The organism is Actinokineospora lacus (assembly GCF_053813445.1).
The window spans coordinates 68,505-84,518 of sequence record NZ_JBQERA010000004.1 but is presented as its reverse complement, the minus strand read 5'-3'; the positions used below and the strand labels follow the sequence as shown (position 1 = coordinate 84,518).

14 protein-coding genes are annotated in these 16,014 nt (G+C 75.0%); 4 read left to right on the top strand and 10 right to left on the bottom strand.

What is annotated here, in order from left to right:
• Positions 1-97 precede the first annotated feature (97 nt).
• Together ACTG9Q_RS12100 and ACTG9Q_RS12095 are read right to left on the bottom strand one after the other, a co-directional pair.
• On the bottom strand, positions 98-1,495 hold the full coding sequence (locus tag ACTG9Q_RS12100; RefSeq protein WP_455572807.1) for a pyridoxal phosphate-dependent decarboxylase family protein: 1,398 nt from the start codon (positions 1,493-1,495) through the stop codon (positions 98-100).
• The gene (locus tag ACTG9Q_RS12095; protein WP_455572806.1) at positions 1,492-2,748 is read right to left on the bottom strand and encodes an MFS transporter; all 1,257 of its coding nucleotides are present in this window, start codon (positions 2,746-2,748) and stop codon (positions 1,492-1,494) included. Before ACTG9Q_RS12095 ends, ACTG9Q_RS12100 begins: the two co-directional genes overlap by 4 nt.
• Positions 2,749-2,848: 100 nt before the next feature.
• Between ACTG9Q_RS12095 and ACTG9Q_RS12090 the strand changes: the two genes are divergently transcribed.
• The 4 genes from ACTG9Q_RS12090 (at position 2,849) to ACTG9Q_RS12075 (ending at position 8,328) form a co-directional block, all read left to right on the top strand.
• Positions 2,849-3,664 carry a GAF domain-containing protein gene (locus ACTG9Q_RS12090; RefSeq protein ID WP_455572805.1) on the top strand — a complete coding sequence of 272 codons (816 nt, stop codon included), beginning with the start codon at positions 2,849-2,851 and terminating at the stop codon, positions 3,662-3,664.
• A gap of 116 nt (positions 3,665-3,780) precedes the next feature.
• Complete coding sequence (locus ACTG9Q_RS12085) at positions 3,781-6,402, top strand: PEP/pyruvate-binding domain-containing protein (protein ID WP_455572804.1); 2,622 nt, start codon at positions 3,781-3,783, stop codon at positions 6,400-6,402.
• Complete coding sequence (locus tag ACTG9Q_RS12080) at positions 6,399-7,466, top strand: LLM class flavin-dependent oxidoreductase (protein WP_455572803.1); 1,068 nt, start codon at positions 6,399-6,401, stop codon at positions 7,464-7,466. The genes ACTG9Q_RS12085 and ACTG9Q_RS12080 overlap by 4 nt, the downstream gene beginning before the upstream one ends.
• Complete coding sequence (locus ACTG9Q_RS12075) at positions 7,351-8,328, top strand: 3-oxoacyl-ACP synthase III family protein (protein WP_455573080.1); 978 nt, start codon at positions 7,351-7,353, stop codon at positions 8,326-8,328. Before ACTG9Q_RS12080 ends, ACTG9Q_RS12075 begins: the two co-directional genes overlap by 116 nt.
• A 33-nt stretch (positions 8,329-8,361) precedes the next feature.
• Here the strand turns inward: ACTG9Q_RS12075 and ACTG9Q_RS12070 are convergent, their stop codons facing one another.
• From ACTG9Q_RS12070 to ACTG9Q_RS12035, 8 genes are all read right to left on the bottom strand, one after another.
• Positions 8,362-9,189 (bottom strand): LLM class F420-dependent oxidoreductase, encoded by an 828-nt coding sequence (locus ACTG9Q_RS12070; RefSeq protein WP_455572802.1) that lies wholly within the window; start codon positions 9,187-9,189, stop codon positions 8,362-8,364.
• Positions 9,186-9,821, bottom strand: coding sequence for a thymidylate kinase (locus ACTG9Q_RS12065; RefSeq protein ID WP_455572801.1), 636 nt, complete (start codon positions 9,819-9,821; stop codon positions 9,186-9,188). Before ACTG9Q_RS12065 ends, ACTG9Q_RS12070 begins: the two co-directional genes overlap by 4 nt.
• Positions 9,818-10,939 carry a hypothetical protein gene (locus ACTG9Q_RS12060; RefSeq protein WP_455572800.1) on the bottom strand — a complete coding sequence of 374 codons (1,122 nt, stop codon included), beginning with the start codon at positions 10,937-10,939 and terminating at the stop codon, positions 9,818-9,820. The genes ACTG9Q_RS12065 and ACTG9Q_RS12060 overlap by 4 nt, the downstream gene beginning before the upstream one ends.
• Complete coding sequence (locus ACTG9Q_RS12055; protein WP_455572799.1) at positions 10,939-12,129, bottom strand: cytochrome P450; 1,191 nt, start codon at positions 12,127-12,129, stop codon at positions 10,939-10,941. Before ACTG9Q_RS12055 ends, ACTG9Q_RS12060 begins: the two co-directional genes overlap by 1 nt.
• Positions 12,123-12,752 carry a methyltransferase family protein gene (locus ACTG9Q_RS12050; RefSeq protein ID WP_455572798.1) on the bottom strand — a complete coding sequence of 210 codons (630 nt, stop codon included), beginning with the start codon at positions 12,750-12,752 and terminating at the stop codon, positions 12,123-12,125. Before ACTG9Q_RS12050 ends, ACTG9Q_RS12055 begins: the two co-directional genes overlap by 7 nt.
• Positions 12,749-13,612: an AfsA-related hotdog domain-containing protein gene (locus ACTG9Q_RS12045; protein ID WP_455572797.1), complete on the bottom strand. Its 864-nt coding sequence runs from the start codon at positions 13,610-13,612 to the stop codon at positions 12,749-12,751. The genes ACTG9Q_RS12050 and ACTG9Q_RS12045 overlap by 4 nt, the downstream gene beginning before the upstream one ends.
• Positions 13,613-13,775: 163 nt before the next feature.
• Entirely contained in the window at positions 13,776-14,012 is a 237-nt protein-coding gene (locus ACTG9Q_RS12040) for a hypothetical protein (RefSeq protein ID WP_455572796.1), read from the bottom strand.
• A 28-nt stretch (positions 14,013-14,040) separates the two neighbouring features.
• Positions 14,041-15,975, bottom strand: coding sequence for a TPM domain-containing protein (locus ACTG9Q_RS12035; protein WP_455572795.1), 1,935 nt, complete (start codon positions 15,973-15,975; stop codon positions 14,041-14,043).
• Between the last annotated feature and the right edge of the window lie 39 nt (positions 15,976-16,014).

Below are 16,014 nucleotides of genomic sequence, written 5' to 3'. Positions count from 1 at the left end.
CGCCAAGACGTGAAGACTTTTATGGATCTCAGCACGGCGACCCACGGCCGTCAAGATCGGCGGACGGCCGCCGCCGAATGGCCCACGCGGGAATTGGCTAGCGCGAAGGGGTGTAGAGCAGGCCGAGGAATTCGACCAGGAGCCGTTCGCGCAGCCGAGGGCTCGCGGCGGCCAGCAACGTGTTCACCGTGGCCATCCGGGTGGGCAGCACCTGCTCGCCCGAGCCCATCCCGGCCGCGGCCAGGAGTCCGGCGAACTCCTCGGGCGAGAGGGCGTCCGGGTCCAGCCCCGCGACGAACGCCACGACCTCGGGGGCGACGTCGACCGGCCCCGCCGCCCGCGCGGCCGCCACCGCGGTGTCCAGGTCGGACAGGAAGTCGGCCTCGTGCCCGGCGTTGGCCGCGGTCACCGTCGCGTGCAGGTTGGCGGGCGAGGACCCGAACGCGAACTGCGGCTGCACGTACCACCCCGCCGCCCGCATCTCGTCGGCCACCACGAACACGTCCACGTCCACCCCGGCGAACGCCACCAGCGTCGACTCCGGATCGCCGAGCACCCGAAGCCCCGGGATCTCCCTGATCCCCGCCACGATCAGCCGCGTGCTCCCCAGCGCCTGCTCGGCCAGCGATTGGTAGCCCCGCGGTCCAATGTGGCGCAGCACCGCCCACGCCGCGGCGAGCGGCCCGCCCGACCGCGTGGACTGGGTCGTGGAATTGAGCATCGTGTACCCCGGCCACGCCGCGCTGGCGAAGTACTGGGGCCGCCGCAGGTCGGCCGAGGCGTGCAGGAGAACCGAGGTCCCCTTGGGGCAGTAGGCGTACTTGTGCAGGTCGACCGACAGCGACGTCACCCCCGGCACCGACAGGTCGAACGGCCCGACCGAGGCGAACGGCAGGACCCAGCCGCCGATGCAGGCGTCCACGTGGCAGCGCACCCCGGCGGCCAGCGCCGCCGCGGCGATCTCCGCGACCGGGTCGACCACCCCGTGCGCGTAGGACGGCGCGCTGGCCACCACCAGCACCGTGCGGTCGGTGATCGCCGCGGCCATGGCGGCCGGGTCGGCCCGGAACGTCGCGGGGTCCACCGGGACGACGACCGCGCGGACGCCGAAGTAGTGCGCCGCCTTGTGGAAGGCCGCGTGCACCGTCTCCGGCAGCACCATCTCCGGGGCGGTGACGTCCGGGCGGCTGTCCCGCGCGGCCTGCACGGCCAGCAGGCAGGACTCCGTTCCCCCCGAGGTGACCGTGCCGACGGCCGCCGGACCGCCGCCCAGCAGCCGCACCGCCGTGGCGACCACGTCGTTCTCCAGCCGCAGCAGGCTGGGGAAGGCCGTCGGGTCCAGCCCGTTGACCGACGACGCCAGCGCGTGCGCCTTGGCGGCCAGCTCGTCCAGGCCGGGCAGGGCGCTGTCGTAGACGTAGGCCAGGGTCCGCCCGCCGTGGGTGGGCAGGTCGCCGTCGCGGAGCGCGGCCAGTTCCGCCAAGACGTCGGTCACGGGGTGTCCTCCCGGGGGAGCAGGGGCAGGGCGACAACGGCCAGCACGGCCGGGACGACAGTGAACCCGATCAACGCGGCCACCACCGCGCCCGGGGGCTGGGCCGCGCCGCCGCTGCTGGCCACGTACCCGCCGAGCATCAGCACCACCCCGTACAGCCCGGGTCCGAGAGCCAGCCCGAGGGTCTCCCCCGCGGTCCACACCCCCGAGAACAGCCCGGCGCGCGCGGTGCCGGTGGCCCGCTCCGCGGCGCTGATCATGTCCGGCAGCAGCGCCAGCGGGAAGACCTGCATCCCGGCGTACCCGATCCCGACCACGGCCATCAGCGCGAACACCGCCGCGGTCGGCAGCACCCGCGCCGCGCCGAGCCCGGCCGCCGCCGCCCCGAACAGCAGCGACGCCACCACCAGCCCGAACCGCTTCCCCCTGGTCCTGCCCACCCGCTGCCACAGCGGCATGACCAGCAGCGCGGGCCCGACGAACCCGGCGAACAGGGCCGCCTGGGTGCCCGGCTCCTCCAGCACGAGCCGGGCGAAGTAGTCGACCCCGGCCAGCATGGTGCCCAGCCCGACGGCCTGGACGACGAACACCGCCAGCAGCGACCGGAACGCCTTGCTCTCCCGCACGGCCCGCACCAGCTGCCGGGGCGTGGCCTCGGCCGTCGGCCTGATCGGCGCGGGCAGCCCCCGGGTGCCCGCCACGGTGACCAGGGTGCCCACGAGGATCAGCGCCCCGACGGCCAGCCCCACCGCCCAGTACTCGCCGACCGCGTCGCGCACCGCGGGCGCCCCGGCCCCGGAGACCAGGATCGCCAGCGCCAGGAACGCCATCCGCCACGTCATCAGCCGGGTGCGCTCGTGGTGGTCGTCGGTGATCTCCGCGGCCATCGCCACGTACGGGACCTGGAAGAACGCGAACGCCGTCGCGCAGCCGAGGAACACCAGCGTCACGTAGACGATGGCCGCGTCCCCGGTGAACGGCCCGGCGAACAGCGCCGCGAACAGCACGGCCAGCGCGACCCCGCCCGCCAGCAGGAACGGCGCCCTGGTGCCCGCCCGGTCGCTGATCCGCCCGGCGACCGGGTTGAACAGCACGTCCCAGGCCTTGGGCGCCAGCACCAGCAGCCCGGCCACCCCGGCGGGCACGGCCAGCGAGTCGGTCAGGTACGGCAGCATGAGCAACCCGGGAACCGTGCCGAAGGCCCCGGTGACGAAGGAGCCGGTGGCGTACGCGGCTCGGGTCTGACGGCGCATAAGTCGCGCATCCTCGCACGTCTGGACGGCGTCCGCCCATACCCGGCGCTGCTGAGGTTTGGTGCGGCGCCGGGTCTGGGCGGCCGCCTAGACTCCGCCTGTGTCCGACACCGAATTCCGCGACCGGGAACTGCCGCACGCCGAACCCGGCAGGCTTGCCGCGGTCCGCCGCTACGAGATCCGCGACGCGCCCGGCGACGGCGCGGTCCAACGGGTCGCGGAGATGGCGGCGGCGCTGTTCGCGGCCCCGATCGGCTCGGTGAGCATCGTCGACGAGGACCGGGTGTGGTTCGCGGGCAGCGCGGGACTCGACGGTGTGTGCGAGGTCGGTGTGGAGCCCGGGTTCTGCGCGTCGGTGATCCTGCGGGACGAGCCCTACGTCGTCACCGACGCCACCACGGACCCCCGGACCGCAGGCCATCCCCTCGTGCGCGGCGAATGGGGTGTGCGCTTCTACGCCGCGGCCCCGATCACCAGCCCCGACGGGCACCGGCTGGGCACGGTCAACGTGATGGACACCGAACCCCGCGAGGCGAGCCCGGACCAGGCGGGCATGCTCACGATCCTGGCCGGGATCGTCGCCGAGCACCTGGAACTGCGCCTGGCGGCCCTGCTGGCCCTGCGCGCCGAGCAGGGGCTGCCCGCCGAGACCGACGGCAAGGCCGCGCACTCGGCGACCCTCGCGGCACAACTGCGCCACGCCGCCCTGCGCCACGCCGAGACCCCCCACCCGACCACCTGCCAGCTCGGCGTGACGCAGCCCTGCTTCGCCGCCGCGGAGCTGAAGGTCGCCGACTCGTGGGGCGACTGCGCCTGGGGCTGCCTGCCCCACGTCGAGGAGGTCATCGTGTGCGTGCCGTCGGTCTTCATCGCCGACCGCGAGCGTGCCGACCTCGCGCACTACCTGACCCGCTGACCCCACTCGGGCCCGGACCCGGGTGACCTGGTCATCCCCGTTCGGTGAGGCCGCGACTGGTGTCGGCCGCTCACCGCGCTGGAAGATCGAAGGGTCTTCGTGGCGAGGAGGGCTCGGTGCTGGTGGCGCGTGGGGACCGGCTGCTCGACCCGGTCGCGGTCGGGCACAAGTTCGCGCGGCTGGAGTCCATGCGCAGGGCCGGGCTGCCGGTGCCGCCGCTGTTCTGCCTCACCGCCGACGCCTTCGACGCCGCCAAGGCGCCCGGTGGCCTGCCCGCGCCGAGCGCCGACATCCGGGCGTGGAGCGAGCGGGCCGCGGCGTCGGTCGGCGCGGTGGGTGGCCCGCTGGCCCGAGAGGTGTTGGCGGCGTTCGACGACCTGGTCGGGCCGGACGGGCTGGTGGCGGTGCGGGCGTGCGTGGTCCCCGCCCCGGGGCAGCCCGGCGAGGACGATGCCGGTGACCCGTTCGCCGGGATGAGCGAGAGCTTCCTGTACGTGCCGCGCGAGGACGTGGTCGAGCGCGTGCGGCAGTGCTGGGCGTCGGCGTACAAGGCCGAGGCGGTGCTGTACCGGCTGCGGCGGGGCGGCGACCCGGCGGCGGCGCGGGTCGCGGTCGGCGTGCAGCGCATGGTGTTGGGGGTGCGCTCGTTCGTGGCGTTCACCCGCGATCCCCGCGACGGCGTCGCGCGGCACGTGATCGCCGCGGCGTACGGCATCGGGGAAGGCGTGGTGCAGGAGAAGGCGGACGTCGACCACTTCTTCGTCGAGGACGGCGCCGTGCGGGCCGAACTGGTGACCAAGCGGCGGATGGTGGGGCCGCCTGCGGGCGGATCACCGGCCGTGCCCGGGGAACTGGCCGACGTTCCGGTGCTCGACGACGCGCTGATCGCCCGCGTCGTGGCCATCGCGGAACGCATCGAGGAGTACTTCGGGGGTCCGCAGGACATCGAGGGGACGGTGACCGAGGACGGTGCGGTGCACATCGTCCAGGCGCGGCCGATGGTGGCGGCCGCCGCCGAGAAGGCCACGGTCCCCTGGAGCAACCACAACGTCACCGAAAGCTACCCGGGTGTCTCCAGCGCGCTGACCTACACGGTGGCGCGCGACTTCTACCGGCTGATCTTCACCGACCTCTACCGCCGCGTCGGGGTCCCCGAGCACCGGCTCCGGGCGAACGCCCACCACCTCGGGCGCATGATCGGGCTGATCGACGGGCGGGTCTACTACCGGTTGGACGCCTGGCTCGCCCTGCACAGCCAGATGCGGGCATTCGAGTTCATCCGGGGCTGGTGGGAGCTGGGCATGGGCCTGGCCGAGACCCCGGCGGGCCCGCCGAGTCGGCCCGGCAGGCGGCTGCGGGCCCTGCGCGCCGCGCCACGGCTCGTAGCGGGCTTCCTCGCGCATCCGGGGCAGGTGCGGGATTTCCTGCGGTGGTGGGACCGCACGGCGGCGGCGGCGCGGGTCGACGAGCGCGGTCCCGACGAGCTGGTGCGGTTCTACCGGGAGTTGTGGGGGCAGGTCGGCACCCGGTGGGGGATCACCCTCACCAACAGCATCCACACCATCCTGGTCACCCGGGCGCTGGACGCCTTGCTGCGGCGGTGGGCGGGCCAGGAGGACCACGCGCTGATGCTCGGGCTGCTCTCCGGCGGGCCCGAGAACCGGTCCCTGGCGTCGCTGCGCTCGGCCATCGCGCTGGCCGAGCTGGTGGGCCGGGACCGCGGACTGCGCGAGCGGGTGCTCAGCGCCGACGCGGATCTGCTGTGGACGGAGGTGGTCGAGGGCCGCCACGGGCCGCGGGTGGCCGCCGCGGCCGCGGAGCACCTGCGCCGCTTCGGTGACCGGGCCGCGGGCGACCTCAAGCTGGAGCAGCCGACCCCACGGCAGCGGCCGGGGCTGGTGGTGGACATGATCCGGCCGTTCGTCCGCCAGGGGCAGACGGTGCGGGCCAGTCGCGCGGGGGAGCGCCGGGCCCGGCGCGAGACCGAGGCGGCGTTGCGCGCCGCCTGTCCTGGCAGGACCAAGCGGGCGGTGCTGGGCGGGCTGGCCGCGGTGCTGCGCCTTCTCGTGAAGGCCAGGGAGGACACCAGGTTCTGCCGCACGGAGCTGTACGGCCTGTCCCGGAGGGTGTTCCTGCGCCTGGGCGCGCACCTGACCGACGCGGGCCACCTCGATCGGCCCGAGGACGTCGTGGACCTGACGGTGGAGGAGGTGCTGGGGGCGTTCGAGGGCACGCTGCCGGGCTCGGACCTGCGCGGCCTGGTGGCCATCAGGCGCGCCGACCGCGACCGCTACACGACGCTGCCCGAGCCGCCCGCCCAGCAGGTGACCACTGTGGACACACCGTTGGCCGAGCCCCGGCCGCTGGCGGTGGCGGCCGGGCCGGACGAGGACGTGCTCAGGGGGCTGGCGTCGTGCGCCGGGGTGGTCCGGGCGCGGGCCAAGGTCGTGCTGCACCCGTCCGTGCCGCCCGAGGAGTGCCGCGACCGCGTCCTCATCGCCCGCGAGACCGACCCGGGCTGGCTGTTCCTGATGACCGTCGCCAAGGGGCTGGTGGTCGAGCGGGGCACGCTGCTCTCGCACACGGCCATCACCGGCAGGCTGCTCGGCGTGCCGACCGTCGTCGCGGTGCGCGAGGCGACCACCCGGATTCCCGACGGGGCGTGGGTCGAGCTGGACGGGGCGGCGGGGACGGTCCGGCTGATCGAGGTCGAAGTCGAGAGGCGGGAGGCGGCATGACCGACATCGGGGTCATGCTGCCCTCGACCAGCGCGGCCAACGCCGGGCGGTACGGGATCGCGGAATCGGCCGTGCGGGCGGAGGAACTGGGGTTCGACTCGGTGTGGACGGTCGACCACCTGGCCTTCCACACCGGCATCGTCGAGCCGGTGGTCGCGCTGTCGGCCGCGGCGGCGGTCACCAGCAGGGTCCGGCTCGCGTTCGGGGTGCTGCTGGCCGCGCTGCGCCACCCCGCGCTGATCGCCAAGCAGATCAGTTCGCTGCAAGCGCTGTCGCACGACCGGGTCGTGCTGGGGATCGGTGTCGGCGGGGAGAACCCGCGGGAGTGGACGGCGGCGGGCGTGCCGGTCGGCGAGCGGGGCGCGCGGACGGACGCGTTCCTCGACGCGCTGCCCCGGCTGGTGAGCGGGCAGCCGGGCAGGCTGCCCAAGCCGTGGGACGTCGAGGTGCCCGCGCTCTGTCCACACGGGAGCGTGCCGCCGGTGTGGGTCGGCGGGCGCGGGGCCGCGGCGATGGCCAGGACCGTGCGCCACGGTGAGGGCTGGCTGGGCCTGTTCGTCCACCCCGACGGCGTCGTCCGCCGCCGGGCGCAGCTGGCCGGGTTGGCGATGCGGCTGGAGCGGCCCATGCCCCGGGCCGGTGTCATGGTCTTCGCCAACGCCGACGACAGCGACCCGGAATCGGCCAGGCGGGAGGCCACGGGGTTCCTGCGGGCCCAGTACGGGCTCGCGCCCGAGCAGGCGGCGCGGCACGTGGTGGCGGGCACCGAGGACGAGGTGGCGGCCGGGCTGCGGGCGTTCGCCGACGCCGGGGCGGACCGCCTCGTGCTGTTCCCGGCCGCCGCCGACTACCCGGCCCAGTACGAGCGGCTGGCGCGCTGCGCCGCCGGGCTAGGCCGTGCTCCACATCCGAAACCCGGCCTAGACGCAGGGGAGGACCGCCGTGCCCATCGGAGTGATCGGCCTCGGCTCGCACGTGCCCTCGCGGGTGATCACCAACCGGCAGATCAGCGCGTGGACGGGCGTGACCGAGGACTGGGTGTGGGAGCGCACCGGCATCCGTGAGCGCCGCTACGCCGAACCGGGCACGGCGACGTCGGACCTGGCCTGGCACGCCGCCCGGCAGGCGCTCGACGCCCACCCGGACGCCCGCGGCAGGCTGGCGCTGCTGATCGTGGCCACCTGCACCCCGGACGTCCCGCAGCCCGCCACCGCGGCGATCCTGCAGCACAAGCTGGGCGTCAGGTCGATCCCCGCCTTCGACGTCAACTCCGTGTGCACCGGGTTCCTGTTCGCCGTGGACGTCGCGATCAGCATGCTGCGGACGTCGTACCGGGGCGGGTACGGGCTGGTCGTGGGCGCCGACATGTTCTCGGTCCTGATGGACCGCGGCGACCGCCGCACGGTGAGCCTGTTCGGCGACGGCGCGGGCGCGGTGCTGCTCGGCGAGGTGCCCGCCGGGTACGGCTTCCAGGCCACCGCGATCGTGACCGACGGCGACGGGCACCGGGTCGTCGGCGTCGACGCGGGCGGCACCAGGACCCCGCTGGACGCGCGCGCCATCGCCGCGGGCGAGCACCACTTCCACATGGACGGCCGGGCGGCCAAGGACTACGTGTTCACCACCATGCCCAAGCTCATCGACGGCGTGCTGGCCGACTCCCGCATCGATCCCTCCGATGTGGACCGCTACATCGTCCACCAGGCCAACGGCCGGATGCTGGCGGCGCTGGCCCGGCAGATGGGCGTGCCCGCCGAGCGGGTGGAGATCACCGCCACCCACTACGGCAACACCGCGGCGGCCTCGATCCCGCTGACCCTGCACGCCTCCCACCGCCGCCGCCCCATCCAGCGCGGCGAGCGGCTGGTGCTCGCGGGCGCGGGCGGCGGGCTCTCCGCGGGCGCGGCCACCCTGGTCTGGCACTGAGACGGCGCGAGGTCTCAGGTCTCAGGTCGGGTCTCAGGGCGAGGGCAGGCGGTCCATGGCCGCGGTGACCGTCGCGGCGTCGGCGTCGGGCAGGAGGAACAGGCAGCGGTCGACACCCGCCTCGGCGTACTGGGGCACGAGTTCGGGGTTCGCGGCGAACAGGGTGACCGGGACCGGGGGACGGCCCGCGTCGGCGGCGCGGCGCTGGAGGTCGGCGACGCGGGTGGTGAAGGCGGGCAGGGTGGGGCGGTCCACGCTCTGGGCCAGCCAGCCGTCGCCCCAGGCCAGGACGCGGGACTCCACGGTCGGGCCCATGCCGCCGACCAGGACCGGCGGGCCCGCGGGCCGCGTCGGCTTGGGCCAGCTCCAGATCGGGTCGAAGTCGACGAACTCGCCGTGGAACTCGGCCTCGTCGTGGGCCCAGATCTGGCGCATGGCGCGCACGCGTTCGCCGAGCAGGCGCATGCGGGTGGTGGGGTCGGTGCCGTGGTTGGCCATCTCCTCGCGGTTCCAGCCCGCGCCGACGCCGAAGTCCAAGCGGCCGCCGGACAGCCGGTCGAGGGAGGCCACGGCTTTGGCCGTGGTGATCGGGTCGCGCTGGACGAGCAGGCACACCCCGCTGCCGACGCGCAGGGTGCTCGTCGCCATCGCGGCGGCGGTCAGGGCGACGAACAGGTCGTGGGAGCGGCGGTACATCTCCGGCAGGTCGCCACCGCGGGGGAACGGGGTCCGCCTGCTGACCGGGATGTGGGTGTGCTCGCAGAAGAACAGCGATTCGAAGCCCCGCTCCTCCGCGGCCTCGGCGACGTCGCCGGGCCCCATTCCGTAGTCGGTGGGGAAGTAGCACAGGCCCAGTTTCACGTCCGGCCCCCCAGAGCGGCGCTCAGCCGCGCGGTGAGCGCGTCGACCGGCTGGTGGGCGTCCACGACCAGCCAGCCGTGCCGCCCGGCCCAGTCGTCGAGCACGGAACCGATGACACCCTGGTGGGCGAGGAAACTCTCCCGGGAGCAGGTGAAGTCCATCCCGCACTCGTACGGCAGCGCCCCGCCCTCCTTGCGCCGCCACGCCTCCTCGGGGGCGACCCGCAGGTAGCACACGAGATCCGCTTCCGGCAGCCCGGAGGCCACCGCGTGCACCCACTCCGGGTCCGCGCCGTAGGCGATCTCGCTGGCGGCGTGCTTCATCCAGTACCCGTCGAGCAGCACCACGCCGTCCTCCGGCTCGCCCGCGCGGTCGGTCAGCGCCAGGGTGCTCGCCCACAGCAGGAACAGCAGCCGGGGCGTGCTCGACATCCGCGCCGCGCACGAGCGGGCCGCCGGGACCGACGGGCCGAGGCACGCCGCGGTGGGGTAGAGCGGGCTGTCGACGATGTCCCACCGGTCGCCGCGCCGCGCGGGCACGCCCGCGGCGGCCAGGCGGTCGGCGAGCAGGGCGGTGACCGTGGACTTGCCCGCCCCGTCGGCGCCGACCACCGCGACGACCGGCCCGCTCACGCCGTCCCGCCCGTCGCCGCGGGCTCGGCGCGGGGGTGGATCGTGAACCGCGGGGCCCAGCGCAGCCGCAGGCCCTCGGGCAGCTCGGCGTCCGGCGGGTGCGGCGTGCCCGGCAGGGGCGGGTTCGTGCCGAGCGCGCCGACGGCCGCCAGCGCCGCCACCTCCGGCCCGGTGTCCCGTTCCGTGAGGTCGAACCACCGCCGGACCAGCGCCTCGGTCACCTCGTAGGCGTGCTCGGGGCCCATCAGCGCCCACCCGTCGGCGAACCGGACCGGCGCGAAGTAGGGGCTGCGCGGCGGGGTCGCGTCGGTCGGGGCGGGCAGGTCCGCCAGGGGACGGTCCCAGCCGTGCAGCGCGCAGGCCGAGACCAGCAGGTTCGCGGCGTACAGGCGGCGTTCGGCGACCCGGCGCACCTCGGCCTCGTCCGGGTGCGGCGTCGAGAACGCGTGGTTGAGCAGCCGCCACACCACCGGCGCCCACGCCGCGGTCGCCGGGGTCCTGGACAGGCGGCGCACCAGGAACTTCGGACCGAAGTAGAGGTCGTCGGCACTGGCCAGCGCCACCTCCCCGGCCGTCTCCAGGGCCAGCGCGGAGGTGCTGGTCGCGGTGAGCAGGTCGCCGCTGGCCAGCGAGCCCGCGACGTCCTCGGCGTAGGCGACGAACATGTTGGTGTTGCGGGCCATGAAGATCTTGCGGACCGTGTCCCGCCGCAGCGTGTCCAGAATGGCCGTCCACTCCGGAGTGATCAGCACGGGCAGGCCGGTGGTCAGGCGCACCAGCGCCAGCAGGCTCTTCTGGTCCAGGTAGATCTGGTCGCGCACCAGGCCGGTGGCCCGGTAGTCGGCGGTCAGCTCGACGAGCCCGCGCACCGAGTCCGCGCGCAAGGCCGAGACGTGGACGGTGACGCCGCCGGACTCGTACACCCGGTCCTGGAAAGGCAGGTCGCCGACGGCGTAGAGGTCGACGTCGGAGGCGGCGTGGCCGAGGCCGACGGCCAGGCTGCCGCCCAGGTACGCCAGCCCGACGGCGTCCGGCCCGCCGAGGTCGCGGTGCACGACCACGTCCACGGCAGCGCGCTGCTCGGCGGAGAAGTACACGTCCGGCACGCTCACCATCATCAGCCCTCCCAGCACACCGGCAGGTTCCACAGCCCGCTGACCTGCATACCCCGCCGCCAGCGCGCTTCGGCGCCGGTCAGCCGCAGCCCCGGCAGCTCCCGCAGCAGCGTGCCGATGCCCACCCGCAGCTCGACCCTGGCCAGCTCGGCGCCGAGGCACCGGTGCCTGCCGTGCCCGAAGGCCACGTGCGGGTTGTCCGCGCGGTCCAGGTCCAGGGTGTCCGGGTCGGCGAACACCGCGGGGTCGCGGTCGGCGGTCTGGGTCACCGGCACGACGACCTCCCCGGCGCGGACCACGCCGCCGGACAGCGCGATGTCGGCGGTGGCCACGTGCGCGACGCCGCCGGTGGTGGTGACCGACGTCCACCGCAGCATCTCCTCGATCGCGGTGTCGAGGCACTCCGGGTGGGCGAGCAGGCGCTCCCAGCGCTCCCGCTCGCGCAGCAGGAGGTACACGAAGGCCGCCAGCTGGTTCGCCGTCGACTCGTAGCCCGCCACGAGCAGGCCGAGGGACATCACGATCGTCTCGTCCCGGCTGAGCGCCCGCGCGGCCTCCGGCACCCGGCCGAGATCGGCGATCAGCCCTTGGGCCGTGCCGTCCCGCCAGGTCTCGTCGACCAGGTCGGCGAAGTAGGCGTGCGTCTTGGCGTGCGCGTCGGCGACCTCGTCCGCGGTGTGCCCCGAACTCGACATCATCACGTTGACCCACGGCCGGAAGCGCCACCGGTCCGCGGCGGGCACGCCGATCAGGTCGGTCATCACCGTCAGGGTCAGCGGCACGGCGTAGTCCTCGACCAGGTCGGCGACCGGCCCCGCGGCCCGCATGTCGTCCACCAGCCGCGCGGCCAGCGCGGTCAGCTCGGGCGCCACGCGGTGCGCGGCCCGCGCGGTGAAGTAGCCCGCGACCGCGCTCCGGCGCCGGGTGTGCACCGGGGCGTCGGTCTGCATCAGCGCCAGCGACTCGGGCTCGCGGGAGAACAGCGACCCGCTGGCGAAGGCCGCGCGGCTGAAGCGCTGGTCCCCCAGCACCGCCCGCACGTCCTGGTGGCGGCAGGCCAGCAGCGCGGTCTCGCCGCCGGGCAGCCGCACCCTCCGCGGCTCGGTCCGCTCGTGCACACCGTCGTACTCGGCGGGCGGCCGCAGTTCGGGTCCCTCGGGGAAGGGGAACGCGGGCAGGGGCACGGCTACCACACCGCCGGGATCAGCCGCGGCTTTCCCGCGCTGTACTGGCTGTAGCCGGGCACCATGTCGAGCATCGCCTCCTCGGCCTTGATCCGCCAGGCGATGGCCGCGACCAGCAGCGCGAACGCCGTCACGCTGAGGACCCCGGCGAAGAACACCACGAACCCCGCGTTCGCCACGACCATGCCGGTGTACGCGGGGTGGCGCACCCAGGCGTACGGGCCCGTCGTCACGACCCCGTGCTCGGCCTGGCGCACGACGAGGTGGGAGTAGAAGCGGCCGAGCACCTGGATCGCCCACAGCCGCAGCGCCATCCCGCCGAGGAACACCACCGCGGGCAGCGCCATCCACCAGGCCCACCCGGTCCACGGGGCCGGGCCGAACACCGCCGCGGTGATCACCGCCAGCCGGGCCAGCCCGTACGGCGCCACCGTCGGGTCCGGCGCGCTGCCGCCGCCGCGGCTGAAGGTGACCCGGGCCTCGGCCAGCATCCACGCCAGGTACGCCAGCGTGAAGCCGCCCGCCATCCACCGCGCCCCGACGACGTGCCACACCAGCCCCGCCGCCAGCACGACGACGGCGAGGGTGAACAGCACCTGCGGCACCTGCTTCGACATCAGCGGCGCGCTCATGCCGCTGACCGGGCCCTGAACCGCTGGTACGCCACCGCGCTCACCGCGACCGCGTGGTACTCGAAGGAGCCCAGCACCGCGCCGGACCCGGTGGCGACGAGGTCGAAGGCCACCGTGATCCGGGTGCCCCTGTGCCCGACCCGCCGCCAGCGCAGGGACAGCGCGTCCTCGGTGGTGGGGGAGCAGGGCAGGTCCGCGCCCAGGCGCATCCAGAACGTCGTGGTGCCCATCGGCTTGTCCGCGGCCCGGTGCAGCAGGACGGTGAAGAACTGCCTGCTCGCCTCGATCAGCCCGCGCACCGAGTAGCGGGCGCCGCCGAACCCGTCGAGGTAGTGGCCCCGGGGCGGGGCCAGCAGCGGCGCGGTGATGCCCTCGGCGGTCTCGACCGGGGCGCCCAGCATGACGTTCTCGACCCGGTGCCGGTGCACCAGCTCCGGCGGGCACAGCTCGGTCCCCCCGGCCGGGGTCGGACCGGTGCGCGGCACGATCCCGTCGACCAGGCGCACCGAGCCGTCGCAGGTGCTCGCCCCGCCTTGTTCGGTCCGCACGAGGTAGCGGTCGTCCGCCTCGCTGACCAGGACCTCGCTGGGGCGCTCCAGGTCGGAGATCCCGCGGAAGGTGAGGTCCACCAGCATCCGCCGGTCCCCGCGCTCGATGGGGTCGCCCGCCAGCGCCGTCACCACGTCCAGCATCCCGCAGATGGTCAGCATCCCGGAGACGTGGTCGAGCGGGTGGTCGAAGAAGAACGGGTGGTCCTCGGGAATCCACAGCGGTGCCGACCAACCCTCGGCTGTCGCCGTCATCGGGCCGACCACGGAGTCGGGTGCCGCGGGGGTGGTCTCTCGTGCGGGCTGGCTCACGATTCCTCCAGTGAATAGAGGTGTGCCGCCCTGCGACTATGCTCGGGGTGCCCGGTCCCGATCATCTTCGTGAGTGCGCTATCGACCCCTTTCTGTCCTGAGTGGATGGTGGGAAAGCCGGGCACGGCAACTGGTCACGGTGTCGCCGTGAATTGATCATGTGTTACTCGCCGCGCATGGACCGGCGGATCTGCTCCAGTCGGTCGCGGCCCGCCTCGTCGCGCTCGGCCATCCGCTTGTCCAGCTCCGCGGCGTCCGGGGTCTCCTTGGCGAGCTCGTCGGCCCCGGCCGCGGTGGCGGCGCGGTTCTCGACGCGGTCGCGCACGTAGTCGAAGCTGGGCACGCCCGTCTCGTCGTAGTCGCCCGTCGGCGCGGTGCCCTGCTCGTCATGTCCTGTCATGTGCTGCCTTCCCTCCGAGTGCCCCGGGTCAGAACCGCCCGCCGCCGTGGCGCCGGGTGCCGCGGGAGCCGCCGAACGAGGACGGCCGGTAGCCGCCGCGCCCGGGTCCGCCGCCGCCCAGGATGCTGCCGATCAGGATGCCGCCGAGCACCGCGCCCGTGTCGCCGCCCGCGCGGGGCGCCCGCGCGCTCTCCCACCGCCGCACGTCCGACTCCGCCGCCGCGGCGGCCTGCTGCCCCAGGGTGACGGCGTGCTGGGCGTGCTCCAGGGCGGCGGCCGGGTCGGTCGTGCTCAGCGCCCCCGCCGCGTCGAGGTGCCGCCTGGCCTCGGCGAGCCGGGTGCGGGCCTGCGCGCCGACCGCGCCGCGGCGGGTGCCGACGAAGTCCTCCGCCGCCGAGATCTGCGCGCTGGCCGCGCCCAGCGCCTGCTCCAGCAGCGCCGCCCGCTGCCTGCGCTCGGTCGCCGCGGCGACCGCGTTGTCCAGGTCGGTGTCGGCGGCGGTGACCTCCGCGTAGGCGCCCAGGGGGTTGTCGCTTCCCGGTGCCTTCTCCAGCGCGGAACGGGCCGCGGCGACGGCGCTGGTGAGGTCGGGACCGCCCGCCCCGGTCAGCCGCTCGGCCGCGGCGAGGTCCGCGCGCAGGCCGTCGAGCGCGGCGGGCAGCCCGGCGACGGCGCCGCGGATGTTGGTCTCGGCGTTGTCCACGGCGTCGAGCAGCGTGCTCGCCTGCCCGACGGCGCCCTCGGCGCCGCGGATCGCCGCGACGGCGGCGCCCTGCTCGCCGACCGGCCGGGCCACGGCCGCGCGGCCATCGGCGATGGCCCGTTCGGCGAAGGTCAGCCGCTCCTGGGCCATGGCGAGGTTGTCGCGCACCGGGGCGAGGGCGGGGGCGGGGAACTCGCCGGTCAGCCGCGTCCAGGTGGCCGTGGACTCGGGCAGCCGGACGCTGATGCCGACCACCTTCTGGGTCAGCGCGTCGAGCCTGCCCGGGGCGTCGAGCAGCAGGTCGCGCAGCTCGTCGAACTCCGCGACCCGGGCGTCGAGCTCCCGGTCGGCGCGGCCGAGGCGGCTGATCAGCTCGACCAGCAGGTCCCCGCGCTGCGCCCGCGTCTCGGGGACGTCGTCGTCGAGGCGCTGGCGCAGGGCGAACGCGGCGGCCATGGCGTCCTTGGCCCCGGTGAACGCCGAGGTGAACGGCTGGGTCCTGGTCTCGCCGAACTCCCCGCGGGCCAGCTCCAGCTCCTCGGCGCTGGCGCGCAGCGCGTTGTCCATCTCGACCAGCAGCTCCCGGGACCGCTCGTCGAGCACCTCGACCGGCAGCGCGGCGAGCGCGGCGGTGTCCTCCGGGTCGATGCCGCGGGCCTTCGCCAGCCCGGTGGTCAACCGCCGGCCGCGCTTGCGGCGGGAGTAGAGCCACACCCCGGCCCCGCCGACGGCGACAGCCGCGCCGACGGCGAGCAGCGCGCCCATGCCCTGCGGCGCGGCCGCCCCGGCCAGGCCGTCCGCGGCCTCGACCGAGGCCAGCGCCCAGTCGCCCTCGCGCAGCGCGGGCTCGATCCGCTCGACCCGCACCTCGGTGAACTCCGCGTCGCTGACCTGCGCGGGCAGGCCGGGGGAGTACAGCCGGTACTCCCGGTCCTCGGTGGCCACGGCCAGCAGCACGTCCTGGTCGCCGAGTCCGCTGAGCGCGGCCGTCCGCTCGACCCAGCTGTCGGCGTCACGCCCGTCGAACCCGGCGACGTAGACCACCCACAGCCGCATCCGGTGCTCGTCGTAGAGGGAGTCCAGCGCGTCCCGCACGCGCGCCTGCCCACCCGGGTCGAGCGCGGCGACGCGGTCGGTGACCTGCCCGGCCAGCCGCTCCGGCGGCTCGGCCCCCGCGGGCGCGGCCTGCAGGACGAGCCAGGCCACCCCCGCGATGCCCAGCGACCAGCGACGCCACCTGAAGTGCGGACCGGACATCATGCGGGCAATCTAACCGAGCCCGACGGTCACGACCGGTCG

Bases quoted from the DNA above. Each gene is read 5' to 3' on its own strand.
- ACTG9Q_RS12080 (WP_455572803.1), top strand. From the start codon at position 6,399: ATGACCGACATCGGGGTCATGCTGCCCTCGACCAGCGCGGCCAACGCC.
- ACTG9Q_RS12050 (WP_455572798.1), bottom strand. From the start codon at position 12,752: ATGAGCGCGCCGCTGATGTCGAAGCAGGTGCCGCAGGTGCTGTTCACC.
- ACTG9Q_RS12035 (WP_455572795.1), bottom strand. From the start codon at position 15,975: ATGATGTCCGGTCCGCACTTCAGGTGGCGTCGCTGGTCGCTGGGCATC.
- ACTG9Q_RS12060 (WP_455572800.1), bottom strand. From the start codon at position 10,939: ATGATGGTGAGCGTGCCGGACGTGTACTTCTCCGCCGAGCAGCGCGCT.
- ACTG9Q_RS12095 (WP_455572806.1), bottom strand. From the start codon at position 2,748: ATGCGCCGTCAGACCCGAGCCGCGTACGCCACCGGCTCCTTCGTCACC.
- ACTG9Q_RS12040 (WP_455572796.1), bottom strand. From the start codon at position 14,012: ATGACAGGACATGACGAGCAGGGCACCGCGCCGACGGGCGACTACGAC.